Annotated in this window: 16 protein-coding genes and 1 pseudogene; 13 read left to right on the plus strand and 4 right to left on the minus strand. The window is 67.8% G+C overall.

Going from position 1 to position 24,153, the window contains the following annotated elements; all coding sequences use genetic code 11:
* Positions 1–36: 36 nt before the first annotated feature.
* The 4 genes from AC07NX_RS18830 to AC07NX_RS18845 all read right to left on the minus strand — a co-directional run bounded on the left by AC07NX_RS18830 (position 37) and on the right by AC07NX_RS18845 (position 9,347).
* On the minus strand, positions 37–2,874 hold the full coding sequence (locus tag AC07NX_RS18830; RefSeq protein ID WP_494643859.1) for a TIM-barrel domain-containing protein: 2,838 nt from the start codon (positions 2,872–2,874) through the stop codon (positions 37–39).
* Positions 2,875–2,954: 80 nt separating this feature from the next.
* Entirely contained in the window at positions 2,955–4,619 is a 1,665-nt protein-coding gene (locus AC07NX_RS18835; protein WP_494643861.1) for a DUF5597 domain-containing protein, read from the minus strand.
* Between the two features lie 116 nt (positions 4,620–4,735).
* A complete protein-coding gene (locus AC07NX_RS18840; RefSeq protein WP_494643862.1) occupies positions 4,736–6,247 on the minus strand; it encodes a tryptophan halogenase family protein in 1,512 nt (503 codons plus the stop codon).
* A 139-nt stretch (positions 6,248–6,386) separates the two neighbouring features.
* Positions 6,387–9,347 carry a TonB-dependent receptor gene (locus AC07NX_RS18845; protein WP_494643863.1) on the minus strand — a complete coding sequence of 987 codons (2,961 nt, stop codon included), beginning with the start codon at positions 9,345–9,347 and terminating at the stop codon, positions 6,387–6,389.
* Positions 9,348–9,679: 332 nt separating this feature from the next.
* Between AC07NX_RS18845 and AC07NX_RS18850 the strand changes: the two genes are divergently transcribed.
* The 13 genes and pseudogenes from AC07NX_RS18850 (at position 9,680) to AC07NX_RS18910 (ending at position 24,141) form a co-directional block, all read left to right on the plus strand.
* Positions 9,680–11,416 (plus strand): IlvD/Edd family dehydratase, encoded by a 1,737-nt coding sequence (locus AC07NX_RS18850; RefSeq protein WP_494643864.1) that lies wholly within the window; start codon positions 9,680–9,682, stop codon positions 11,414–11,416.
* A gap of 9 nt (positions 11,417–11,425) precedes the next feature.
* The gene (locus AC07NX_RS18855) at positions 11,426–12,358 is read left to right on the plus strand and encodes a 2-dehydro-3-deoxygalactonokinase (protein WP_494643866.1); all 933 of its coding nucleotides are present in this window, start codon (positions 11,426–11,428) and stop codon (positions 12,356–12,358) included.
* The gene (locus AC07NX_RS18860; RefSeq protein ID WP_494643867.1) at positions 12,345–12,983 is read left to right on the plus strand and encodes a 2-dehydro-3-deoxy-6-phosphogalactonate aldolase; all 639 of its coding nucleotides are present in this window, start codon (positions 12,345–12,347) and stop codon (positions 12,981–12,983) included. Before AC07NX_RS18855 ends, AC07NX_RS18860 begins: the two co-directional genes overlap by 14 nt.
* 49 nt (positions 12,984–13,032) lie before the next feature.
* Positions 13,033–14,598 carry a sodium/sugar symporter gene (locus AC07NX_RS18865; protein WP_494643869.1) on the plus strand — a complete coding sequence of 522 codons (1,566 nt, stop codon included), beginning with the start codon at positions 13,033–13,035 and terminating at the stop codon, positions 14,596–14,598.
* Positions 14,599–14,783: 185 nt separating this feature from the next.
* The gene (locus tag AC07NX_RS18870) at positions 14,784–15,512 is read left to right on the plus strand and encodes a FadR/GntR family transcriptional regulator (RefSeq protein ID WP_494643908.1); all 729 of its coding nucleotides are present in this window, start codon (positions 14,784–14,786) and stop codon (positions 15,510–15,512) included.
* Positions 15,513–15,609: 97 nt separating this feature from the next.
* Positions 15,610–16,623, plus strand: a complete 1,014-nt coding sequence (locus tag AC07NX_RS18875; RefSeq protein WP_494643871.1) for a glycoside hydrolase family 5 protein — start codon at positions 15,610–15,612, stop codon at positions 16,621–16,623.
* Between the two features lie 243 nt (positions 16,624–16,866).
* On the plus strand, positions 16,867–17,883 hold the full coding sequence (gene mgrA, locus AC07NX_RS18880) for an L-glyceraldehyde 3-phosphate reductase (protein ID WP_494643910.1): 1,017 nt from the start codon (positions 16,867–16,869) through the stop codon (positions 17,881–17,883).
* Between the two features lie 83 nt (positions 17,884–17,966).
* Positions 17,967–18,125 (plus strand): annotated as a pseudogene (locus AC07NX_RS18885) (helix-turn-helix domain-containing protein); the annotation flags it as partial.
* Between the two features lie 178 nt (positions 18,126–18,303).
* Positions 18,304–18,645, plus strand: a complete 342-nt coding sequence (locus AC07NX_RS18890; protein WP_494643872.1) for a hypothetical protein — start codon at positions 18,304–18,306, stop codon at positions 18,643–18,645.
* A 184-nt stretch (positions 18,646–18,829) separates the two neighbouring features.
* On the plus strand, positions 18,830–19,186 hold the full coding sequence (locus AC07NX_RS18895; RefSeq protein ID WP_494643873.1) for a hypothetical protein: 357 nt from the start codon (positions 18,830–18,832) through the stop codon (positions 19,184–19,186).
* A gap of 147 nt (positions 19,187–19,333) precedes the next feature.
* Positions 19,334–19,771: a hypothetical protein gene (locus AC07NX_RS18900; RefSeq protein ID WP_494643875.1), complete on the plus strand. Its 438-nt coding sequence runs from the start codon at positions 19,334–19,336 to the stop codon at positions 19,769–19,771.
* A 92-nt stretch (positions 19,772–19,863) separates the two neighbouring features.
* Entirely contained in the window at positions 19,864–21,003 is a 1,140-nt protein-coding gene (locus AC07NX_RS18905; RefSeq protein ID WP_494643876.1) for an efflux RND transporter periplasmic adaptor subunit, read from the plus strand.
* Between the two features lie 9 nt (positions 21,004–21,012).
* A complete protein-coding gene (locus AC07NX_RS18910; protein WP_494643878.1) occupies positions 21,013–24,141 on the plus strand; it encodes an efflux RND transporter permease subunit in 3,129 nt (1,042 codons plus the stop codon).
* Positions 24,142–24,153 lie beyond the last annotated feature (12 nt).

Consider the following 24,153-nt stretch of genomic DNA (forward strand, 5'->3'; position numbering starts at 1 on the left):
CCCTCCCCCTGTGGGGGGAGGACCTCAGGTGCGCATCTACTTCCGCGTCACCACCACCGGCTGGCCGGCGTACTCCACGGTCTGATCCACCGCGTCGAAGTCGACCGGCTTGGCCCCGCCGCCGATGAAGCGGATCTTGATCACCCGCTTGTCGACCATGCCCTTGAACGACCCCGAGCGCGCGCCGATCGTCAGGCGGCCGGTGGCGTTGTCGAAGCTCATCGGGATGCGGCTCCAGGCGCCGCGCGCATAGGCGGTCGACAGGCCGTCGTCCTCATAGAGCTCGAACTTGCCGTCGGCGCCGGTATAGACCACCACCGTCAGCGGCGCGTCGGGCTGCTCGCCGACATATTGCTGGACCACCGTGGTCGGCACGATCGAGCCGGCCCGGACGAACAGCGGCATGCGGGCCAGCGGCGCGTCGGCCTTGATGGTCTGGCCGCCCTTGAACGCCTTGCCGGTCTCGAAGTCGTACCAGCTGGCCCCGGCGGGCAGGTAGACCGACCGCGAGCGGGCCTTGAACTGGGTCACCGGGGCGACCAGGAACGCCTTGCCGAACAGATACTGGTCGTCGATGTTCCGCACCGCCTTGTCGGCCGGGAAGTCCATGACCAGGCCGCGCATGATGCTGCCGTCGCGCTGATAGGTGTCGGCCGCCACGCTGTAGACATAGGGCATCAGCCGGTAGCGGAGCTCGTCGTACCAGGCCAGGGCCTTGTAGACCTCGGTCCCCTCGTCGGCGAGGTTGTAGATCTCGCGGAAGGGCGTCTCGCCGTGGCTGCGGAACAGCGGGCTGAAGGCGCCGAACTGGAACCAGCGCAGGTTCAGCTCCTGCCACTCGGGCCAGTGGGCCGGGTCCTTGTTCTCGTAGCGCTTCTCCACCGAGAAGCCGCCGATGTCGGTGGTCCAGTTGGGGATTCCCGACATCGACAGGTTCACCCCGGCCGAGATCTGGTCGCGGAAGTCGTCCCACCGCGCCACGACGTCGCCGCTCCACACCGAGGAGGCGTTGCGCTGCAGGCCGCCGAAACCCGAGCGGGTCAGGATGAACGGACGGACCTCGGGGTTGTAGGCCGTCTCGCCCTCATAGACGCCTTGGGTGTGCGGCAGCGCGTAGGCGTTGAAGTACTGAGCCGCCGGGCCGAGCGCTGTCGGGCCCATGCGCTTGGTGCGCTCGGGCACATCGACGTTGGAGTGCAGGTCGGGCTCGGATGCGTCCATCCACCACGCGTCGACGCCCAGCACCTTCAGGTTCTCCTTGACCTGACGCCAGTAGATGTCACGCGCCTCCTTCGGATAGGGGTCGTAGAACGAGTTCAGATAGCCCGGGCCGACCCAGTCCAACGCGCCCTGCTCGATGTTGCGCTTGTACATGTAGCCCTTGGCGTCGAGTTCCTTGAAGTTGTCCGTGGTCGGATAGAACTTCGGCCAGATCGAGATCATGAAGTGCGCGTTCAGGGCGTGCACCTCGTCGATCATGCCCTTCGGGTCGGGGAAGCGCGAGGCGTCGAACTTGTGGCTGCCCCAGGTCGGGTCGGTCCAGTAGCGCCAGTCCAGCACGATGTTGTCGAGCGGCAGCTTGCGCTTGCGGTATTCCTTGACGGTGTCGACCAACTGGTCGGCGGTCTCGTAGCGCTGGCGGCTCTGCCAGAAGCCGTAGGCCCAGCGGGGCATCATCGTCGCCTTGCCGGTCAGCTCGCGATAGCCGGCCACCACCTGGTCGAGGTCGTCGCCGCCCACGTAATAGTAGTCGATCGCCTTGCCGACCTCGGAGGTCAGCTGCAGCGAATGGCGGTCGGGCTCGGGCAGCGGATTGTTGTGCAGCAGGCCGATATAGCCGCCGTCCGGCAGCCATTCGACCTTGACCTTGTGGGCCTTGCCCGGGGTCAGGGCGACGTCGAAGTTGTGGTACCAGGGGTTCCAGTTCTGGCGCCAGCGATCGATGACCAGCTTGCCGTCGATCCAGACCTTGGCGTAGTCGCTCGAATAGAGCTTGAACCGATGCACCCCGGCCTTGTCGGTGGTCAGCGTCCCTTCCCAGACCACCTTCTTGTCGGGCAGCGGCTTGCCGCCGGGGCCGTTCAGCTCTTTGGGCAGGTTGGGCAGGTCCTTGAGGAACCGGTAGTCGATGTCGGTCTCGGCGCGGGTCAGCTTCAGCTCGCCGCCGACATAGTACTTGGCGGTGAAGCCGGGCTTGCCGTCCAGGCCGGTGATCTTCAGGTCGCGCGAGGCGACGTCGTAGGGGATCGGGTCGCCGAAGCGAGTGATCGAGCTGTTGTCCCACAGCAGGCCGTAGCCGCGGCTCGACAGCAGCATCGGGACGGCGATGGCGCGGTTGTAGTTCAGCAGCTCGACGTCCTGGCCGTTGTAGTTCATCTGGCCGTTCTGGTGCTGGCCCAGGCCGTAGAAGGCTTCGTCCGTACCCGGATTGAACTGCTGACGAACTTCGTAGAAGTCCTCGCCGTCGACCTTCACCGGCCTGAAGGCGCCGCGGTCGCGTTCGGCCAGGACCGTTTTGCCCTTGGCGTCCTTGAAGTCGACGGTCCCGTCGTCCAGCGAGACCTCGGCCGTCGCCTTGGCGGTCTTCAGCACCAGCTTGCCGCCGACTTGGTCGACCGTGAAGCCGGAGGTCTTGGGCTGGGCGATCACCATCAGGCTCTTGGGCGTGTCCAAACTGTCGGTCGGCGTGGCCGTGACGTGGATGAGGCGGTCGCCCATCACCTGCAGCCGCACCTTCTTGGCGGGCCCCGAGGCGGGCGTGACGATCACCCCGTCGGCGGTCTTCTCGAAGCCGCCGTCCAGCGCCAGGGCGCTGGTCGAGGCCAGGAGGGCGAGCGTCAGGCCGGCGAGGAGGGCCTTGGGCAGCATGCGCATTGAGTTCTTCCCCTAGGATTTCTGATTTTTATCGCCGCCGATCCCGGTGAACATCGGGATCGGCGCTTGAATTGCGGACGTCAGTAGGTGGCCAGCTTGACCTTCAGCACCTGTGGCAGGGTCGTCAGGTTCAGGCCGTAGTCGCTCTGGTCGCCGTTCCACACGCGGTCGAACACCCACTGGCCGTTCTCGAAATGCCCCTCCTCGACGCGGGCCAGCATGAACCGCTCGTCCTTGGCCGAGCCGAAGGTGACGCGGGCGCGATAGCCGGTGACCAGGAATTCGTTGGCCGACAACCGAGCGATCAGGGCGCCGCCGTCCGGGATCTCGCGGTTCGGCTGCTTCTCGGCCTTGCCCATCCAAGGCGCGTCCATCGAGCCGAATTGCCATTCGCCGTACGAGATCGTGGCGGTCCAGCGGTCGCCCAGCTTCAGGGTCTCGGCCTTGCGGTCGTCGGCCTCGCCCACGCCCCAGACGTCGCTGGTGAACGACAGCCTGGCCCACTCGCGGGCCATCGGGGCCAGCAGGCGATAGTGCACGCCGAAGTTCTCCAGCGTCTCGGCGTCCACCTGCTTGGCGCCGAGCGGGTAGTTGGAATAGCCGGTGTAGTCGAGGCCGAACGGCGAGAAGCCGATCCCGTGGCGGCCCAGCACGTCATAGACATAGCGGGCGAAGGCCTTGTCGCTGCCGATCTCGGGCACGAACAGGGCGTTGTCGGGACGGCCGTACTGCTCCAGCGTCTTCCGGACGCTGGCGCTCTCGCGCATGTAGATGTCGGGCGCCAGCGCGTCGATCGACGGCGCGGCGGCCTTCCAGACCTCCAGCACGTTCCAGGTCGGCCCGCCCGACGAATAGGTGAACGGGTCCTGATACTTGAAGGGGTCGCGCAGGGCGGCGTTGACGTACATCGGCAGCGGCAGCTCGCGCTTGCCGGCCGCGGCGACCTCGTCGACGAACCGGCCGATCGACCAGGCATGGAAGAACTCGTCGGCGTCCTTGCCGAACACCGCCGCCCAGGTTCCCGGCTTCTTGCCCATGGCCTTGACCAGCTGGGCCGGCACGGGTCCTTCGAACAGCTTCTGCGCGGTGGGGGAATAGTCGCGGACGGCGCTGTAGGTGCCGGTCTCGTTCTCGGGCTGGATCATGATCACGGTGTGATCCGGATCGGCCGTCTTCAGGTGGCGCATCAGGGCGACGAAGGCCTTCTTGTCGGCCTCCAGCGTGGCGCGAAAGTGAGGCGACAGCGAGTTCTTGACCTCGCCCTTGGCGTTGATCACCCGCGGGAAGCGCTTGTTGTCCAGCTTGACCCATTCGGGCGCGTATTGCGGGCTGTTGTTCTTCCAGGTGCCGAACCACAGCAGGACCAGCTTCACGTCCTTCTCGCGGGCCTGTTTCAGCAGCACGTCGACAAAGGAGAAGTCGAACTGCCCCTCGACCGGCTCGATCTGCTCCCAGGCGATCGGGATCTCCAGGGTGTTGGCGTGCATCGCCTGCATCGCCGGCCACACCTTGGGCAGCTGCGAGGGATAGTTGGCGGCGTTGTTGGCCTGGACGCCCAGCATCAGGAACGGCGCGCCGTCGACCATCAGGGCGTGGCGGCCGTCCTTCTCGACCAGCCTGGGCAGGTCGGCGGCGTGGGCGGGCGCGGAAGCGGCCATGCCGGTCAAGGCTGTGGCGGCCAGCAACGCCGCGATGAGCGCCAGGGAGCCGCCCCGTCCCGGCCGAGTTCTATCCTGAAACCGCAAGCTCGCCTCCCGTTGGGCCGTCATTCCGGAGGCTTGCCTCGTCGCGACGGATTGTTACCGCTATCACTAGTATAAGTAGGATAATTGGCTGGCAAGACGAAGAGGATCGCCTCGCGTCAGACTGGATCGGCCTTGCAGTGGCGGGCGATGAATTCGTCGTGCGTCATCAGTCGGTCGGCGATATGGACCATCTTGTCCCGGATATTGAACAGCGTGCGTTCAACAGAGGCGATCGGCGCCACGTCGGCCAGGCGATCGTGGTCGCGGGGTTCGACGCCCTGCCCCAGGAACACGGCGATCCAGCTGGGTTCGGCGAACAGCTGATCGTCGTAGCGGGCGACCTTTCCGCGCTCGCGGAAGAGCTGGATCTTGTGACTCAGCGCCTCGGGCAGCGCCATGTTCGCGCAGTAGCGCCACAACTCGGAATCATCCCGCTCCGTGGCGCAGTAGTGCAGGATGATGAAGTCGCGGATCTGCTCGTACTCGACCTTCGACAGGCGATTGTATTCCGCGACCGCCGCCGGGTCGTAAGTTCGGGTCGGCAGCAGGGAGAGCAGGCGCATCACCCCCGTCTGGATCAGGTGGATGCTGGTCGATTCCAGCGGTTCCATGAAGCCGCTGGCCAGGCCCAGGGCGACGACGTTCTTGTTCCAGGCCTGCTTGCGCCGGCCGGTCGTGAAGCGCAGCAGCCGCGGCTCGGCCCGCGGCGCCCCGTCCAGATTGGCCATCAAGGTAGCGGCCGCCTCGTCGTCGCTGATGAACGGGCTGGAATAGACGTAGCCGTTGCCGGTCCGGTGCTGCAGCGGAATGCGCCACTGCCAGCCCGCCTTGCGCGCCGTCGAGCGCGTATAGGGCGTCAGCGGCGTGACGCTGTCGCAAGGCACGGCCAGCGCGCGGTCGCAGGGCAGCCAGTGGGTCCAGTCCTCGTAGCCGGTCTTCAGGGTCTGCTCGATCAGCAGCCCTCGGAACCCCGAACAGTCCACGAAGAAATCACCCTCGACGCGTCGGCCGCCCTCGAGTTCGACCGCCTCGACGAAGCCGTCGGCGGCGCGTTGCTTGACGTCGACGATCCTGCCCTCGGTTCGCTTGACGCCTCGCGCCTCGGCATACTCGCGCAGGAAGCGGGCATAGAGGCCGGCGTCGAAATGGTACGCATAGGCCAGCGGCGGCACGCCCGGCGGAAGCTCGCGCGGCGCGATGACGAACTTGCCCTTCCGGGCCGCGACGGCCGACATCGAATAATCGAAAATGTCGGCGGCGCGGCCGTGCTCGCGCAGCCGTCGCCAATAATGGTGAAAGCCTACCCCGTCGATCGGCGTGCCGATCGGGCCGAACGGATGCAGGTAGCTGTGGCCCAGCGTCTTCCAGTCGCGGAACTCGATGCCCAGCTTGAAGGTCGCCTGGGTCTTCTTGACGAAGTCGATCTCGTCGATGCCCAGCAAACTGTTGAGGAACTGGATCGGCGGGATGGTGGCCTCGCCGACGCCGACCGTGCCGATCTCCTCGGATTCAACGAGCTCGATCTCCGCCACCTGGCCCTTGAACGCGTGGGCCAACGCGGCGGCGGTCATCCAGCCCGCGGTGCCCCCGCCGACGATGACGAACTTGAATGGAGACTGCTCGGTCATAACGCGGATTTTCCGTCGTTGGTCACGCGCCCAGGCTAGCGGCTTCTCCGGCCGGCGCGACGAATAAAAAAGCCCCCGCCCCGTCCCGGTGGGGCCGGGACGGAACGAGGGCCTGTTCAGAGGCTCGCGAGCGAAGCCGCTAGAAGGTGCCGCGGAGCACGATCGAGTAGCGGCGGTCCGCCACGACCCAGTTGTGGCCCGTCAGACCCTCTTCGGGCCGGCCAGGATAGCTGACCAGGATCTTGGTCTTGGCGTTGGCCAGGTTCGCCGCCTGGAAGCCGATCTTCAGCGCGTCGTTGACGGTGTAGAACACCGAGCCGTCCAGCTGGCCGTAGTCGTCGTACCAGGCCGGGATGTTGATGTTCGCGGCCGTGGTGGTCAGCAGATAGCGCTCACGCCAGTTATAGGCCAGGCGCGCCGAGACCTTGCCCAGGTCATAGAGCGCCGCGACGTTGTAGCTGGTCTTCGACATGCCCTCGAGCGGGAGGTCCTCGGCCGCGCTGTTGGTGATCTGGGTGTTGTCGTACGGGTTGACCGCCCCGTTCCGCGTGCCCTTGCTGTCGATATAGGTGAAGTTGGCCTGTACGCCGAAACCGCGCAGCGCGCCGGGCAGGAAGTCGTAATACTGCTGATAGGCGACTTCGAAGCCCTTAACCTTCCCGTGGCCGGCGTTGTACGGCTGGATCACCTGGACGGTGCGGGTCACGCCGTTGTTGGTGAAGCTGAGGTTGGTCGGGCTGTTGGCGATGAAGTTGTAGATGTCCTTGTAGAACACCGTCGCCGTCAGGCTGCCGGTCGCGTTGAAGTACCACTCGTAAGACAGGTCGTACTGGGTCGAGCGGATCGGCTTCAGGTCCGGATTACCGGCGTTGGCCGTATACTGATAGACGCAGTTGGCTCGGGAACCGCCGGGGATGCTGTCTGTGCAGACACCGCCGGAGATGAAGCCATTCTCGGCGCTGATCGAGTAGTTCGGCTGCAGCTGCTGGAAGTCCGGACGGACGATGGACTTGGCCGTCGCGAAGCGGATGAACATGTCCGGGGCGAGCTTCAGGCGCACGTTCAGGCTGGGCAGGAGGCTCACATAGTCGCGGCCCCCCTTGATGGGGCTGGAGGCCCCGTTTCCGAACGCCTGGTCGGCGGCCGGGATGTCGATGCTGCTGCTGCCGTTGTTGACCGGGAAGACCTGGGTGCCCTGGCCCTGGCTCTCGGTCTTGACGACGCGCAGGCCGATGTTGCCGTCGATCTCGCGCTGGTCGCCCCACAGCGAAACGTCGTGGCCGAACCGCAGAAGGCCGTAGGCCGCCAGGGTCTCTTCCTTCTGGTGGTTGATGCTGCCCCTGCCGCCGGCCGGGGTCTGCTGATCGAAGACCCCGTTGAAGGCGCGCCAGCCGCCGCCGTTCGCCTGCGCGATCCGTTGCAACACCTGCGAGGTGTCGCCGTAGTTGTTCACGAAGGCCGCGGTCGGCATCACGAACGGCGCTGGCAGCTTGGTCTTGCCGCGGAAGTAGTTGTCGAAGGTATAGAGGCCGTAATAGCCCTGATAGCCGTCAAGCGTGGAGATCGGCGGCACCTTGTTGTCCGGCAGACCCCAGCTCGGCGCCACCGTGTCCCAACGGTAGGCGGTTTCGCGGGTGGTGGCCTGGCGGAAGGTATGGCGGACGCCGAAGCGGAAAGACTTCAGCCAGCTGCCCTCGTCGAAGCTGTATTCGCCGTCGAAGCGCTCGGCCCACTCGGCGGCGTCGTTGCGGTCGTGGTGATCCATCGCCGCTTGCAGGTAGTAGTTGGCCGGATTGGCCAGGAAGGCGGCGTCGTTGTTGGCCGTGATCTGGGGCAGGTCCCCGGTCAAATCCAGGGTGGCGGGCCGGGTCCCGCCGTTCTGCGCGTTGGCGCCTTCCAGCGAGTTGAACACGGTGTTATCGACCGTCTTGGTCTTGGCGTAGATGTACTGGACGTCGGCGCTGAACGCCCACTTGTCGTTCGGATTGTACTTCACGTTCAGCGAGTAGTCCGAGGTCACCGAGCTGCGGTCGGCGAAGCGGGTGTCGATCAGTGACGAGCCAAGAGTGTCGCCGCCCGGCGCGTTGGCCATCGTGCCTTTGAGGAAGTGGCCGGTATCGCTGTAGGTGAAGCTGGTCCCGGCGGCCGGGCCGTTCCCCGATCCGGGGTTGAAGCCGTTGGCGCGTTCGGTCGAGGCCTGCGAAGCCGACGAGCGCATGAAGTGCAGGGTGGCTTCCCACTGCTCGTTGGGGCGCCATTGCAGGGCGGCGTCGATGCCCTTGCGCTCGCGCTCGAAGTCCAGGCTGCGATAGCCGTAGCCGCCGGGGACGTACACCGTCTTGCCCGGAACTAGGTCGGTGCGCACGTTGTAGGGGTCGACCGACATGGTGTCGGTGCGGCTGCTCAGCTTAGAATCGGACAGGTCGATCAGGAAGCCCAGCTCGCCGATATTGGTGTCCCAGCGGTTGCTGTAGAGGATCGAGCCGCTCGGCTCCCATTTCCGGGCCAGGTCGCCCCAGCTGGAATCGAGCGAATAGGCCAGGATGCTCTTCTTGGAATCGAAGGGCATGCGCGTACGCAGGTTGACCGTACCGCCAACGCCGCCTTCGATGAGGTCGGCCGACGGATTCTTGTAGACGTCGACGCCGGCCATCAGCTCGGGCGGTACGTCTTCGAAGCTCAGGGTGCGGCCGGCCTTGGCCGAGAAGCTGTCGCGGCCGTTCAGTTCGCCACGAACCCAGCTGAGGCCGCGGACCTGCACGCCGCTGCCTTCGACCGAAATGCGGTCGGCGTCGCGGGGATCCGAGGTACGGCCGATGGTGACGCCCGAGATGCGCTGCAGCGCTTCGGTGACGCTGCGGTCCGGCAGGGCCCCGATGTCGGTCGAGGTGATCGAATCGACCATCTGCTCGGCGTTCTGCTTCAGCTTCTGCGCCGACTGGATGGCGGCCCGCTGGCCGGTGACGACGATTTCTTCGACCGTATCGACGGACTGGGCCGGGGCCGCCTGAGCGGCGGCGACGGCCGGCAGAGCGGCGCAGATGACGAGCGCTGACGCGCCCAAGAACATGGCGTTGCGACGAGATTGACGAGGCGACATTGCGGTTTCCTTCCCCGAGGTGAGATCCGTCCCGACGCTCTCAAAGGCGTCGGTGACGTGCGCCGCCCACGGCGGTCACACGATCTAAGCGGGACCTTTAGTCATATAATTCCGACTTACAAGCCGAAATTGATAGCGCTATCATTTCAGCGCGGAGGGCGACTTTTGCGCCACAGGCCATGCAGCAAACCCGCGTAAACTCAAGGAAATCAGCCCTAGGTCGTCTTGCGTGACGCGTTACCGAGGCGACCGCAGTTTGCGACCGCCTCTATAATACTATAAATGCGCTAAATGGGTTTTGAAGCGGCTCGGCCGCGGCGTTAGGGCGGGTCATGAGTCAGGGAAACGGGGGCGGCCGGTTCCGCAGCGGTCACAGCTATGGAAAGCTGGATCGCGACGGGTTCATTCATCGCAGCTGGATGAAGAGCCAGGGCCTGCCGGACGACGTGTTCGACGGGCGGCCGGTGATCGGCATCTGCAACACCTGGTCGGAAATCACCCCCTGCAACGCGGGTCTGCGCGACATCGCCGAGCACGTGAAGCGCGGCGTGTGGGAGGCCGGCGGCCTGCCCCTGGAGTTCCCGGCCATGTCGCTGGGCGAGACCCAGATGCGGCCGACGGCCATGCTGTTCCGCAACCTGCTGGCCATGGACGTCGAGGAGTCGATCCGCGGCAATCCGATCGACGGCGTCGTGCTGCTGGGCGGCTGCGACAAGACCACCCCGGGCCAGATGATGGGCGCGGCCAGCGTCGACCTGCCCACCGTCGTCGTCTCGACCGGCCCGATGCTGAACGGCAAGTTCCGCGGCAAGGACATCGGCTCGGGCACCGACGTGTGGAAGTTCTCCGAGGCCGTCCGGGCCGGCGAGATGACCTTGCCGGAATTCATGTCGGCCGAGAGCGGCATGAGCCGCTCGCCCGGCACCTGCATGACCATGGGCACCGCCTCGACCATGGCCGCGATCGTCGAGGCCATGGGCATGAGCCTGCCCTACAACGCCTCCATTCCCGCCGTGGACGCCCGCCGCGCCGCGATGGCCCACCACACCGGCCGCACCATCGTGCGCATGGTGCATGACGGCCTGACCATGTCGCAGGTGGCCACGCGGGCCGCGTTCGAGAACGCCCTGCGCGTGCACGCCGCGATCGGCGGCTCGACCAACGCCGTGGTCCACCTGCTGGCCCTGGCCGGCCGCCTGGGCGTCGAGCTGAGCCTGGAAGACTTCGACAACCTGTCACGCGACGTGCCGCTGCTGGTCGACCTGCAGCCGTCGGGCCGCTTCCTGATGGAAGACCTGCACTATGCCGGCGGCCTGCCGGCGGTGATGAAGCAGATGGCCCCGTTCCTGAACCCCGAGGCCCTGACCGTCTCGGGCCGACAAATCGGCGAGCAGTACGAGACGGCCGAGGTGTTCAACGCCGAGGTCATCCGCAGCATCGAGGCGCCGGTGAAGCCCGACAGCGGCATCTGGGTGCTGCGCGGCAACCTGGCCCCCGGCGGCGCGGTGATGAAGCCCAGCGCCGCCAGCCCCGAACTGTGCAGCCACCGGGGCAAGGCCGTGGTGTTCGAGACCATCGAGGACTTCCGCGCCCGCATCGACGACCCGGCCCTGGAGGTCGACGAGACCTCGATCCTGGTGCTCAAGGGCTGCGGCCCCAAGGGCTATCCGGGCATGCCGGAAGTGGGCAACATGCCGCTGCCGACCAAGCTGCTGGAAAAGGGCGTCAAGGACATGGTCCGCATCAGCGACGCCCGCATGAGCGGCACGGCTTTCGGCACCGTGATCCTGCACGTCTCGCCGGAATCCGACGCCGGCGGCCCGCTGGCCGTCGTGCGCAACGGCGACGAGATCGCGCTGGACGGCCCTTCCCGGTCTCTGAACCTGCTGATCTCCGACGAGGAACTGGCCAGCCGCCTGGCCGCCTGGCGCGCCGATCCGCCGGCCCCCAAGGCGACGCGCGGCTACGCCAAGCTCTACATCGACCACGTGCTGGGCGCCGACAAGGGCGCGGACCTGGACTTCCTGGTCGGCGCCAGCGGCTCGGTCGTCACCCGAGAGTCGCACTAGATGAATCCCATGGACAACTCCGTCACGATCTTCGGCGACTGGGGCACCTCGCGCCTGCGGCTCTATCTGCGCCAGGGCAAGAGCGTGCTGGACCGCCGCGACGGCCCGGGCATCGGCGCGCTCAAGGCCTCGCCGCGCGACACCTTCCTGGACCTGGTCGGCGACTGGCGCGAGGCCGGGCCGTCCCTGGCCCTGCTGTGCGGCATGGTCGGCTCGCGCAACGGCTGGGCCGAGGCGGCCTACGCCCCCTGCCCGGCCAACGCCGCCGACATCGGCGAGCGGTTGCTGCACCTCGACGCCGACGGTCTGCCGGTGGCCATCGTCCCGGGCCTGTCGTGCCGCAACGCCCTGGGCGGTCCGGACGTGATGCGCGGCGAGGAGACCCAGATCCTGGGCGCCCTGGCCCTGAACCCCGACCTGGCCAAGGGCCGCCACCTGCTGGCCTTGCCCGGCACCCACACCAAGTGGGTGGTGGTCGAGGACGGGGCGATCGCCAGCTTCCTCACCGCCCCGGTCGGCGAGCTCTACGCCCTGCTGCGCGAGCATTCGATCCTGGCCAAGGCCGCGCCCGGCGACGGTCCCGAATCGTCGGAAGGCTTCGCTCGCGGCGTCGCCCGGATCGTCGAACAGGGCCCCGCCCGCCTGCCGCACCTGATCTTCGAGACCCGCAGCCGGCAGCTTCTGGACGGCCTGCCCAAGGACGAGGCCATGGGCTTCCTGTCCGGCCTGCTGATCGGAAGCGACACCGCGAGCACCGCAAGCTGGTTCGGCGACCTGGGCCAGGTGTCGCTGATCGGCGCGCCGGCCCTCGGCGCCCTCTACGCCCAGGCCATCGCCGCCCATGGCGGCTCCAGCGTGGCCGTCGATGGCGATTCCGCCGTCCTGGCCGGCCTAGCAGCGTTGTCGTCAGCCCAGAACCGTGGAGTTCATGTCCTTGCCTAGCCTCCAGACCGCCCCGAAGACCCCGCCGATCGTCGCCATCCTCCGGGGCGTCAAGCCCGAGGAGATCCTCGACATCGCCGCGGCCCTGGTCGAGGCCGGGATCGAGGCCATCGAAGTGCCGATGAACTCGCCCGATCCGCTGACCAGCATCGGCAAGCTGTGCGCCGCGTTCGGCGACCAGGCCCTGTGCGGGGCCGGCACCGTGCTGTCGCCCGAGGTGGTCGACCAGGTGGCCGGCGCCGGCGGCAAGCTGATCGTCACGCCCAACATCGACACCGCCGTCATCAGCCACGCCGTGGGCCAGGGCCTGACCGTGATGCCGGGCTTCGCCACGCCCAGCGAGGCCTTCGCCGCCGTCAAGGCCGGCGCCCGCTCGCTAAAGCTGTTCCCGGCCGGCACCTTCGGTCCCGGCCACATCAAGGCGGTGCGCGACGTGCTGCCCAAGGACGTGTCGGTCTACGCCGTCGGCGGCGTGGGCGCGGCCAACCTGAAGCCGTGGATCGAGGCCGGCGTCTCCGGCATCGGCGTCGGCGGCGAACTGTACCGCCCGGGCTATACGGCCCAGGACGTCGGCCAGCGGGCGAAGGCCCTGGTCGCGGCCTGGACCGCGGCGGTCCCGGGCTGATCCGTCTTACCCGCTGCAACGAGAACATGGCCCTAAAGGGGGGACCCCAGTGAGAACCATCGATTTCGTCATCCTGGCGATCTACGCCGTCGCCATCTTCGGCCTGGCCCAGTGGGTCAGCCGCGACAAGGGCGGCCACAAGAAGGACTCCACCGACTACTTCCTGGCCGGCAAGGCCCTGCCCTGGTGGGCGATCGGCGCCTCGCTGATCGCCGCCAACATCTCGGCCGAGCAGATCATCGGCATGAGCGGTTCGGGCTACGCCCTGGGCCTGGCCATCGCCTCCTACGAGTGGATGGCGGCCCTGACCCTGCTGATCGTCGGCAAGTTCTTCCTGCCGATCTTCCTGAAGAACAACATCAGCACCATGCCGCAGTTCCTGGAGCAGCGGTACGGGCCCAGCGTGCGCAACGTGATGGCCGTGTTCTGGCTGGTGCTCTATGTGTTCGTGAACCTGACCTCGATCCTGTGGCTGGGCTCGATCGCCATCCACACCGTGGCCGGCATCGACCAGATGCTGGCCCTGGTGATCATCGGCGTCTTCGCCCTGGCCTACCAGCTGTGGGGCGGGCTGAAGGCCGTGGCCTTGACCGACATCGTCCAGGTCGCCCTGCTGATCACCGGCGGCCTGATCATCGTCTTCCTGTCGCTGAGCAAGATCGGCCACGGCGACCTGCTGGCCGGCTTCAACCAGCTGACCACCCAGTTCCCCGAGAAGTTCGACATGATCCTCAGCAGGGACAACCCGCACTACAAGGACCTGCCGGGCCTTTCCGTGCTGTTCGGCGGCCTGTGGGTGATGAACGTCTCGTACTGGGGCTTCAACCAGTACATCATCCAGCGGGCCCTGGGCGCCAAGGACATCGCCGAGGCCCAGAAGGGCATCGCCCTGGCCGCCTATCTGAAGCTGCTGATGCCGGTGATCGTCGTGCTGCCGGGCATCGCCGCCCTGGTGCTGGCGCCGGGCCTGGCCAAGCCCGACCAGGCCTATCCGGAGATGATGAAGCTGCTGCCGCCCGGCGTGCTGGGCGTGGTGTTCTCGGCCCTGGTCGCCGCGATCGTCGCGTCGCTGGCCGCCAAGATCAACTCGATCGCCACCATCTTCACCCTGGACGTCTACGCCAAGGTCAAGACCGACTCGAGCGAGCGCCACCTGGTCACCGTGGGCCGGATCACCGCCGTCGTCGCGGTGATCGTCGGCATCGTCATGGCCAAACCGCTGCTGGGCAACGCCGAGCAGGCGTTCCAGTTCATCCAGGACTTCACCGGCTTCTTCACCCCGGGCATCGTGGTGATCTTCATGCTGGGCCTGTTCTGGAAGCGCGCCACCACCGCCTCGGCCCTGGTGGCCGCGATCGGCGGCGCGGCCCTGTCGGGGGCCTTCTTCGTGGCCGACAAGATGGGCGTGTTCGTGATCCCGTTCATGAACCGCGTGGGCCTGGTGTTCCTGCTGACCCTGGCCGCGGCGATCATCGTCTCGCTGGTCGCGCCCCAGAAGAAGGCGGTCAACGTCGTGTCGCTGGAAGGCGTCAGCTACAAGACCACCGCCGGGTTCAACATCGCCGGCCTGGGCGTGATCGTGATCCTGATCGCCCTCTACGCCATCTGGTGGTGAGGACCCGGGCGGTGTTTCGACCGATGACCGCCCGAGCCTGAGTCGAAAGCCTCGTCACGGTTGTCGTGGCGGGGCTTTCACCTTTGACATGATTGTTCCGGGCGTGGACGAAGCACGCTACACAAGGTCAGACCTATTCCGACGACGACCGTTTCGAGAAGCGTTTTGGGGGCGACAACTTGGTGATCCGTACGCAGCCAGGCCTCAGTCTGACCTATGGACTCGTCGAGTCCCTGGGACAGGCCATCGTCACGGGGGAATACGCCCAGATCGGTTTCCCCACCGAGGGCGAGCTGTCCAAGCAGTTCGGCGCCAGCCGGACGGTCACGCGCGAGGCGGTCAAGATGCTGACCGCCAAGGGCCTGCTCAGCGCCCGTCCCCGCCACGGCACGGTGGTCGAGCCGGAGACCGAGTGGAACCTGCTGGATCCCGACGTCCTGCGCTGGATGCTGGAGCGCAAGTTCTCCCTGCGCCTGCTGGCCGAGTTCACCGAGATGCGCCTGGGCATCGAGCCCGCCGCCGCCGGCCTGGCCGCCCGCAACGCCGACGAGGCGGGGCTTGAGGGCATCCGAAAGGCGCTGAACCGCATGAAGACCGCGGCCCAGGGCGAGGACGACCCGCTGACCGCCGACATCGCCTTCCACGTGGCGATCCTCAACGCCACCAAGAACCCGTTCTATCGCGACCTGCACGAGCTGGTGAACACCGCCCTGCGGATCTCGATCCGCTTCACCAACCGCATCAAGGGCCGCACCGCCTCGATCCCCTCGCACGAGGACGTGGCCGACGCCATCTTCGCCCGCAACGCCGAGGCGGCCCAGAAGGCCATGCAGGTGATCCTGGTCGACGTGCTGGACCTGATCCGCGCCGCCTCGCCCGAGACCGAGTCCGAAGCGGCGCGCCGCGACGCTTGATCGACCGCGCCGATCGGTCTTGCGCCCGCGCGACTTCAGGCTAAAACTGACAACGTTGTCAGATAGAAAGCCCGCAGGGGCTGCTCGAGGAAACGTCATGCTCAAAGCCCTCAGGGCCCTGGCCTGCCCCTTGGCCGCCCTTGCCCTCGCCTCGGCCCTGGTCGCCCTGCCCGCCGCGGCGCGCGAAATCTCGCCGCAGGACCAGGTCAGGACCATGACCCGCGGGATCAACGTCCTGGGCTATGACCCGTTGTGGAAGGATCCGGCCAAGGGCCGCTTCCAGATGCGGCACTTCAAGACGATCAAGGACGGCGGCTTCGATACCGTGCGGCTGAACCTGCACGCCTTCGCGCACATGGACGCCGACAACCGGTTGGACCCCGCCTGGCTGAAAACCCTGGACCAGGTGGTCGACGCCGCCCTGGCCCAGAAGCTGACCGTCATCCTCGACGAGCACGACTTCAATGCCTGCGGCGAGGATCCCGCGACCTGCAAGCCCAGGCTGATCGCCTTCTGGAAACAGATCGGCGAACACTACAAGGACGCGCCCGACGGCGTGGTGTTCGAACTGCTGAACGAGCCCTGCAAGGGCCTGACCGACGAGGTGTGGAACGCCTGGATCGCCGACCTCCTGCCGGTCGTGCGGGCGACCAATCCCACCCGCAACGTCGTCGTCGGCCCGGCCTTCTGGAACAATATCAGCCACCTGGACCAGCTGAAGCTGCCGCAAGGCGACCGCCACCTGATCGCCACCGTCCACTACTACCTGCCCATGGAGTTCACCCACCAGGGCGCGTCGTGGAACCCCGCCACGCCCAAGACCGGCGTCACCTGGGGCACGGACGCCGAGCGCCAGCGAATGAGGGCCGACTTCGACGGCGTCCAGGCCTGGGCCAAGACCCATGACCGGCCGATGCTGCTGGGCGAGTTCGGCGCCTATGACAAGGGCGACATGGCCTCGCGCGTCGCCTACACCGCCGCCGCGGCCCGCGAGGCCGAGGCCCGCGGCTGGGCCTGGGCCTATTGGCAGTTCGACAGCGACTTCATCGCCTACGACATCGGCAAGGACGCCTGGGTGGCGCCGATCCACGACGCGCTGGTTCCGAAATGACAGCCCCGCCGTCGTCATCCCGGAAAGCGCGCGGCGCTTGTCCGGGACCCCGATGAACCCCAAGGCATAAGCCCAGTCCTCTGGGTCGCCGGACAGCCTCTGCGAGGCTTCCGGGACGACAACGGTTTGAGCTGATGACAACGGCCGGATTCCACGCCATGTCAGCCCAGCCCCGCACCCTCTCCACACAGGACCTCCGCCGTGCAGAAGCCCTATGTCGCCGCCCCGACCCGCTATGACGCCATGCCCTACCGCCGCACCGGCCGCAGCGGGCTGGACCTGCCGGCGATCTCGCTGGGCCTGTGGCAGAACTTCGGGGGCGCCGACGTGTTCGAGACGGGCCGCGCCATCCTGCGCCGCGCCTTCGACCTGGGCGTCACCCACTTCGACCTGGCCAACAACTACGGCCCGCCCTACGGCTCGGCCGAGGAGAACTTCGGCAAGGTCATGGCGACCGACTTCGCCGCCCACCGCGACGAGCTGGTGATCTCCACCAAGGCCGGCTGGGACATGTGGCCGGGCCCCTACGGCGGGATCGGCGGCTCGCGCAAGTACCTGATCGCCAGCTGCGACCAGAGCCTCAAGCGCATGGGCCTGGACTATGTCGACATCTTCTACTCGCATCGCGTCGACCCGACGACGCCGCTGGAGGAGACCATGGGCGCCCTGGCCCACCTGCACCGCCAGGGCAAGGCGCTGTACGTCGGCCTATCGTCCTATTCGCCGGAACTGACCCGCCAGGCGGCCGCGATCCTGAAGTCGGAGGGCGTGCCGCTGCTGATCCACCAGCCGTCCTATTCGATGCTGAACCGCTGGATCGAGGACGAACTGCTCGACACGCTCGCGGACCTGGGCGTGGGCTGCATCGCCTTCTCGCCCCTGGCCCAGGGCATGCTGACCAGCAAGTACCTCGGCGGCGTGCCCCAGGACTCCCGCGCGGCCCGCGAGGGCTCGCTGGGCGGCCACCTGCTCGGCGCCGACAACCTGGCCCGCATCCAGGCGCTGAACGAGATCGCCAAGGCGCGCGGCCAGAGCCTGGCCCAGATGGCCCTGGCCTGGGTGCTGCGCGATCCGCGCGTCACCTCGGCCCTGATCGGCGCGCGCACCGTGGCCCAGCTGGAGGACTCCCTGGCCGCGCTGAACGCCCTGGGCTTCACGGCCGAGGAACTGGACCAGATCGACCGCCACGCGACCGAAGGCGCCATCGACCTGTGGAAAGTCTCGTCCACCCTCGCCGCCGCGGACCTGCCCAAGGGCTGACTGCATCTTGCGGTGGAACGCCGTCGGAATACAATCACCCCATGACCGTGGGGGCCGATGGCTTGGACCAGACTGTGAGCGGCATGGACCGGTTGACCGAGCGTGAGCGCGATTGCCTGCGCCTGGTGGACGAGCATCTCAGCTCCAAGGAGATCGCACGCCGCCTCGGCCTGTCCAAGCACACCGTCGACTGGCATCTGGACAAGGCGCGGCGGCGCCTAGGCGCCGCCGACCGCTACGAGGCCGCCCGCCTGGTCTCGCCGCGCCGCCACGCCGCCGCGTCCCCCCCTCCGATCGCGTCGGGGTCCGACACGGCGCGGCTAGCCTCCCCGCCTTCCGCCGGGTGTCCTGACCCCGTCGAGGTTTCGCGATCGCCCGGCCGGCAGGCCGAAGGTCGCGACATCGAGGAAGGAACAGCACGTGCCGCCACTCACGGATTCCCAGAAGGAGGCGATCGACCAGGCCATGCGCCTGCGCCACGACGCCCTGAACTTTCACAAGGCCTGGCCGACCCTCAACTCGCAGGACGACCTGGCGCCGGCTTTCACCTGGACCCAGCTGGAACGTCAGCTCGCCAGCCTGGCGGCGACCACCCAGAGCGCCCTGATGGCGCCGGATCTGGTCAACGCGACGCGCAAGCAGGCCAGCTTCAAGCCGCCGGAAATGGTGCTACGCGAGATCCTCTGCGTGGCGGGCGCCTTGATGGACGAGAGCTTCCTGCCTTCCGGCCGCTCGGAAACTGGGGAGGCCCCAATGACCTGACGCTCGGCCAACGGCTGGCCTTCATCGCCGCCGTGATGCTCGCGACCACCTTCGCGTTCGGCTCCCTGCTCGCCGGCCTGCACGCCCTTCGGGGCCTGCTCTAGACCGCTCCCGGCCCGAGCGCGCCCCAAGGCCTCACCCCGATGACGCGCCGCCCCCAAGACACGGCGCAAGGAGAACCGTCATGCTCAAGGAACGCCGCGAGGCCGCCGAGGCCGTCGCCGAGGCTCTGTTCGCCGCCGAGAAGGCCATCGACGCCGCCATCGCCAGCACCGCCGCCCTGACCACCCTGATGCCGGCCTCGCGGCAAGCCGCCAACCTTTCGGCGATGGTCGGCCAGGACGCCCTGATCAGCGCGATCGAGACGATGCGCGCCCTGGGCGTGGCGCGGCAGAACATCCTCGAAACCCATCAGGGCCTCAGCAAGGCCCAGCACGACATCGGCCTCTCGGCCGTCTCGTTCGGCGGCGGCGGCAAGAAGCCCCCCGCCTCTCTGATCGGCAGCCTTCGGGCGGTGCCGACCACGCGCGAAGTCGCCTGACCCCTCCCCGCTCAGGCCTCGCGCAGCGGGCCCGATCCTGCACCCCCACATGTGATCGGGCCCGCGACTTCATGGATCGGCTTGCGCCGCGGCTGGGGTTATCCTGCGATCTCGACTCGCCGTCGAGCCCGCCTCGGAACCTCGCCGATGTACGTCCAGACTCCCGACCAGCTGTTCAGCCTCGCCATGCTGCTGGCCTGCTGCGGTCTCGCCGTCTGGCGCGGGCGCGGGGTCGAGCGGGTCGCCGCGGCGGCGATGGCCGCGGCCTGGTTCGCCAGCCCTCTCGTCCAGGACGACCACCAGACCCTCGGCGCCCAGAGCGGCGTGCTGGTCGTCGACATCCTGCTGCTGCTGGTCCTGCTCTACCTGGCCCTCACCGCCGATCGCTGGTGGACCATGGCGGCGGCGGCGTTCCAGGGCGTCGCCGCCCTGATCCACCTGGCCGCCGCGATTGACAGCCAGATCATCCCCCGCGCCTACTACGTGGCCGGCAGCCTGATCAGCTACCTGGTGATGGGCGCCCTCCTGGTCGGCGCCTGGAACGCAGGCCGGCGCACGAAACCGGGCCCGGGCGAATTCGCCTGACGCCGTTTGGCCTCCTTACGATCATTTAATCCGGTGAACGGCGTTTCTCGGTTAGAAGGCGGTGGCTGTTCAAGAGAATTATCGGAGCTGAGGTGGTCGTGCATCAACGGATCAACAAACGCGGCCTGCGTTCGACTGCGTTACCGGTGGTGCTCTGCATCGGCGCCCTGGGGCTGTCCGCGTGCGACCACGGCGACAAGGCCAAGGCCAAGACGCCCAAACCCTCCCTGACCGCCAGCCAGACCGTCAGCGTGGCCGTGGTGACCGTCCAGTCGCTGCCGCGGATCATCAACGCCTCGGGCACTGTCACGCCCTGGGAAGAAGTGCCCGTCGGCGCAGAGACCGGCGGCCTGACCGCCGTGTCGGTCAACGCCGAAGAAGGCCAGGTCGTGCGCCAGGGCCAGGTCCTGGTCGCCCTGAACGACACCATGCTGCGCGCCCAGCTGCACCAGCAGGAAGCCTCCGTGGCCAGCGCCAAGGCCACCTTGGCCGAGGCCCAGGCGGCGCTGGGCCGCTCGCGCGAGCTGCAGGCCAGGGGCTATCTGTCCCAGGCTTCGCTCGACACCGCGATCGCCCGCCAGCAGACCGCGGCCGCCCAGCTGGCCGCCGCCGACGCCGCCCGCAACGAAACCATCGCCCGCCTGGGCCAGGCCGTCATCCGGGCGCCGGTCTCGGGCCTGATCAGCCGTCGCAGCGTCACCAAGGGCCAGATCGTCTCGGCCGGCGTCGAACTGTTCCGCATCGTCCGCGACGGCCGCCTGGAGCTGGACGCCGAGATCCCCGAAGCCGACCTGTTGTCGGTCAAGGCGGGCATGCCGGCCACCATCAGCTCCGACCAGGTCGGCCAGACGACGGGCACGATCCGCATCGTCACCTCCGAGGTCAACACCCAGACCCGGGTCGGCCTGGCCCGGATCAGCCTGGCGCCCGGCGGCGGCTTCCGCTCGGGCATGTTCGCCCGCGCCCAGATCGCGGCCGGCGATCGTCCCGCCCCGACCATCCCGACCGCCGCCATCCTCTATCGCCAGAACCAACCCGGCGTGTTCGTGGTCGACGCCGGCAATCACGCCCGCTTCCGCCGCATCGACATCCTGGCGCGCAACACCGACCAGACCTCCGCCGAAGGCCTGAACGCCGGCGAGCGCGTCGTGGTCGAGGGCGCGGGCTTCCTGGGCGACAACGACGCGGTGCGCATCGCCGGCGCGCCGTCCGCCGTCGCCACCAAGCGCTAGGGGATCGCGATGGAAAACCCTAGCCCCAACGCCAACAACATCTCGCGCTGGGCGATCAAGAACCCGATCCCGGTCCTGCTGCTGTTCGTGCTGCTGACCATCGCCGGGATCTCCGGCTTCAGCAGCATGCGGATCAACGACAATCCGGACGTCGACCTGCCGCTGGTGGTGGTCAACGCCTCGCGCCCCGGCGCGGCGCCGACCGAGCTGGAAACCCAGGTCACCCGCCTGATCGAGGACTCGATCGCCGGCCTGGGCCAGGTGCGCCACATCAGCTCGACCGTCGGCGACGGCTTCTCGTCGACCTTCATCGAGTTCGAGCTGGGCGTCGATCACGAGCGGGTCACCAACGACGTCCGCAACGCCATGTCCAACCTGCAGAGCTCCCTGCCGCAGGACATGCAGATCCCAAACGTCACGCGCATCGACATCTCGGGCAATCCGCTGATCACCTACGTGGTCCAGGCCCCGACGCTGACGCCCGAGCAGCGCAGCTGGTTCGTCGACCATGATGTCAGCCGCGCCCTGCTGGCCATCAAGGGCATCGGCGAGGTCAACCGCCAGGGCGGCGTCACCCGTGAGATCCAGGTGGCGCTGGACCCCGACCGCCTGGCCGCGCGCGGCGTGACGGCCGCCGAGGTCAGCCAGGCCCTGCAATCGGCCAACGCCGACCTGCCCGGCGGCCGCGTGACGGTCTCCGGCTCGGAGCGGGCCATCCGCACCCTGGGGGCGGCCAACACCGTCGACCAGCTGCGCGAGACCCGCGTCCAGCTGAACAACGGCGAGACCGTGCGCCTGGGCGACCTGGGCGAGGTCACCGACCACTGGGCCGAGCCGCGCAACCAGGCGCGGTTCAACAACCAGGAAGTCGTCACCTTCAACATGGTCCGCTCGCGCGGCGCGTCCGAGGTCAAGGTCGCCGAGAAGGTCCGCAAGGAGGTTGAGAAGCTCGACAAGGCCCACCCCGAGCTGAAGATCGTCGAGCTGACCTCGAACGTGAAATATATCGAGGAGAGCTACTACGCCTCGCTGGAGGCCCTGGGCCTGGGCGCCCTGCTGGCCGTGCTGGTGGTGCTGCTGTTCCTGCGCGACTGGCGCGCCACCTTCCTGGCGGCCGTGGCCATCCCGCTGTCGCTGTTCCCGACCTTCGCGGTCATGGCGCCGCTGGGCCAGTCGCTGAACGGCGTCACCCTGCTGGCCCTGTCGCTGACGGTCGGGATCCTGGTCGACGACGCCATCGTCGAGATCGAGAACATCGTCCGCCACATGCGGGGGGGCAAATCGCCCTACCACGCGGCCATGGAGGCGGCCGACGAGATCGGCCTGGCGGTCGTGGCCACCACCTTCACCATCGTGGCGGTGTTCGCGCCCGTCGGCTTCATGCCCGGGATCATCGGCCAGTTCTTCAAGGCCTTCGCCCTGGCGGCCTGCGTCTCGGTGCTGTTCTCGCTGGTGGTCGCCCGCATGCTGACGCCGCTGATGGGCGCCTACATGCTCAAGGCCCACCACAAGCCGGACAAGGACCCGCCGTGGATGGGTCCCTATCTGAAGAGCCTGAACTGGGCGCTGTCGCACAAGATCATCGTGGCCCTGCTGGCCATCCCGATGCTGGTCGGCACCGGCTTCCTGGCCACCCGCCTGCCGTTCGAGTTCCAGCCGGCCGCCGACCGCGGCCGCGCCCCGTTCAGCGTCGAGTTGCCCCCCGGGGCGACGCTGAACGAGACCGACGCCATCGCCCAGCGCATGACCCGCGCCCTGCTGGCCCGCCCCGAGGTGACCGGGGTCTACGCCTCGGTCGGCAACGACGGGGTCAACAAGGCCGCGCTGACCGCCGACCTGACGCCCAAGGGCGAACGGATGAGCCAGCGCGACTTCAGCCGCCTGATGGTCGACCAGTTCAAGGCCATTCCAGGCGCGCGCATCGGGGCCGGCAGCAACAACGGCGGCGGCCCCAGCGACGGCTCCAGCTACACCCTGCGCCTGGTCGGCGACAACGGCCCGCAACTGGAAGCCGCGGCCCGCGCCGTCGAATCCCAGATGCGCACCGTCCCGGGCCTGGCCAACGTGGTCAACACGGCGGCGATCGCCCGCCCGGAGATCATCGTCTCGCCCAAGCCCGACCAGGCTGCGCGGGCCGGGGTCTCGGCCGGGGCAATCTCCCAGGCGGTGCGGGTCGCCACGATCGGCGACATCGACCAGTCCCTGCCCAAGTACAATCTGGGCGACCGCCAGGTGCCGATCCGCCTGCGCCTGACCGACGACGCGCGCGAGAACATGTCGGTGCTGGAGACCCTCAAGGTCCCGTCCAGCCACGGCGGCTCGGTGCCGCTGAACGCGGTGGCGGACGTGCGCTACGGCGCGGGCCCGTCGCAGATCTCGCGCCAGGACCGGGCCCGGGTGGCCGAGATCACCGCCGAACTCGACGGCATCGTCGTGGGCGAGGCCAGCAAGCGGGTCCACGCCCTGTTCTCCGTCAAGAACCTGCCGGCCGGCGTCAAGGAAGTGGCGGCGGGCGACGCCGAGTTCATCCAGGAGATGGTCTCCGGCTTCGCGGCCGCCCTCGTGACCGGCATCCTCCTGATGTACGTCGTGCTGGTGCTGCTGTTCCGCAGCTTCGCCCACCCGGTGACCATCATGGCCGCCCTGCCCCTGGCGATCGGCGGCGCGTTCGGCCTGCTGGTCCTGGTCAAGAGCAGCTTCTCGATGTCGACCCTGATCGGCATCCTGATGCTGCTGGGCATCGCGGCCAAGAACTCGATCCTACTGGTCGAGTACGCGATCATGGCCATGAAGGGCGGCATGACCCGCCGGGAAGCCCTGCTCGACGCCGCCCACAAGCGGGCCCGGCCGATCATCATGACCACGGTCGCCATGGCGGCGGGCATGATGCCGGTGGCCCTGGGCTTCGGCGCCGACACCGAGTTCCGCGCCCCGATGGCCATCGCGGTCATCGGCGGACTGATCACCTCGACCTTCCTGTCGCTGCTCTACATCCCGGTGGTGTTCGTGTTCATGGACAAGCTCAAAAACTGGTCCAGCAAGATCGTCGACCGGATGTTCAGGCACCAGCACGCGGCGCCCAGCCACGCGGTCCACCAGCCCGAGCCCGTCGTCAGCGGCGGTGGGCGCGAACTCTAGCGCCGCCGCCTC

The sequence above is a fragment of the Caulobacter sp. GW821-FHT09A05 genome (assembly GCF_059418465.1).

What these genes read in the sequence shown, in the direction of transcription:
- AC07NX_RS18830 (WP_494643859.1), bottom strand. Translation starts at nt 2,874, where the DNA reads ATGCGCATGCTGCCCAAGGCCCTCCTCGCCGGCCTGACGCTCGCCCTC.
- AC07NX_RS18840 (WP_494643862.1), bottom strand. Translation starts at nt 6,247, where the DNA reads ATGACCGAGCAGTCTCCATTCAAGTTCGTCATCGTCGGCGGGGGCACC.
- AC07NX_RS18845 (WP_494643863.1), bottom strand. Translation starts at nt 9,347, where the DNA reads ATGTCGCCTCGTCAATCTCGTCGCAACGCCATGTTCTTGGGCGCGTCA.
- AC07NX_RS18850 (WP_494643864.1), top strand. Translation starts at nt 9,680, where the DNA reads ATGAGTCAGGGAAACGGGGGCGGCCGGTTCCGCAGCGGTCACAGCTAT.
- AC07NX_RS18855 (WP_494643866.1), top strand. Translation starts at nt 11,426, where the DNA reads ATGGACAACTCCGTCACGATCTTCGGCGACTGGGGCACCTCGCGCCTG.
- AC07NX_RS18860 (WP_494643867.1), top strand. Translation starts at nt 12,345, where the DNA reads ATGTCCTTGCCTAGCCTCCAGACCGCCCCGAAGACCCCGCCGATCGTC.
- AC07NX_RS18875 (WP_494643871.1), top strand. Translation starts at nt 15,610, where the DNA reads ATGCTCAAAGCCCTCAGGGCCCTGGCCTGCCCCTTGGCCGCCCTTGCC.
- mgrA (WP_494643910.1), top strand. Translation starts at nt 16,867, where the DNA reads ATGCCCTACCGCCGCACCGGCCGCAGCGGGCTGGACCTGCCGGCGATC.
- AC07NX_RS18895 (WP_494643873.1), top strand. Translation starts at nt 18,830, where the DNA reads ATGCTCAAGGAACGCCGCGAGGCCGCCGAGGCCGTCGCCGAGGCTCTG.
- AC07NX_RS18900 (WP_494643875.1), top strand. Translation starts at nt 19,334, where the DNA reads ATGTACGTCCAGACTCCCGACCAGCTGTTCAGCCTCGCCATGCTGCTG.
- AC07NX_RS18910 (WP_494643878.1), top strand. Translation starts at nt 21,013, where the DNA reads ATGGAAAACCCTAGCCCCAACGCCAACAACATCTCGCGCTGGGCGATC.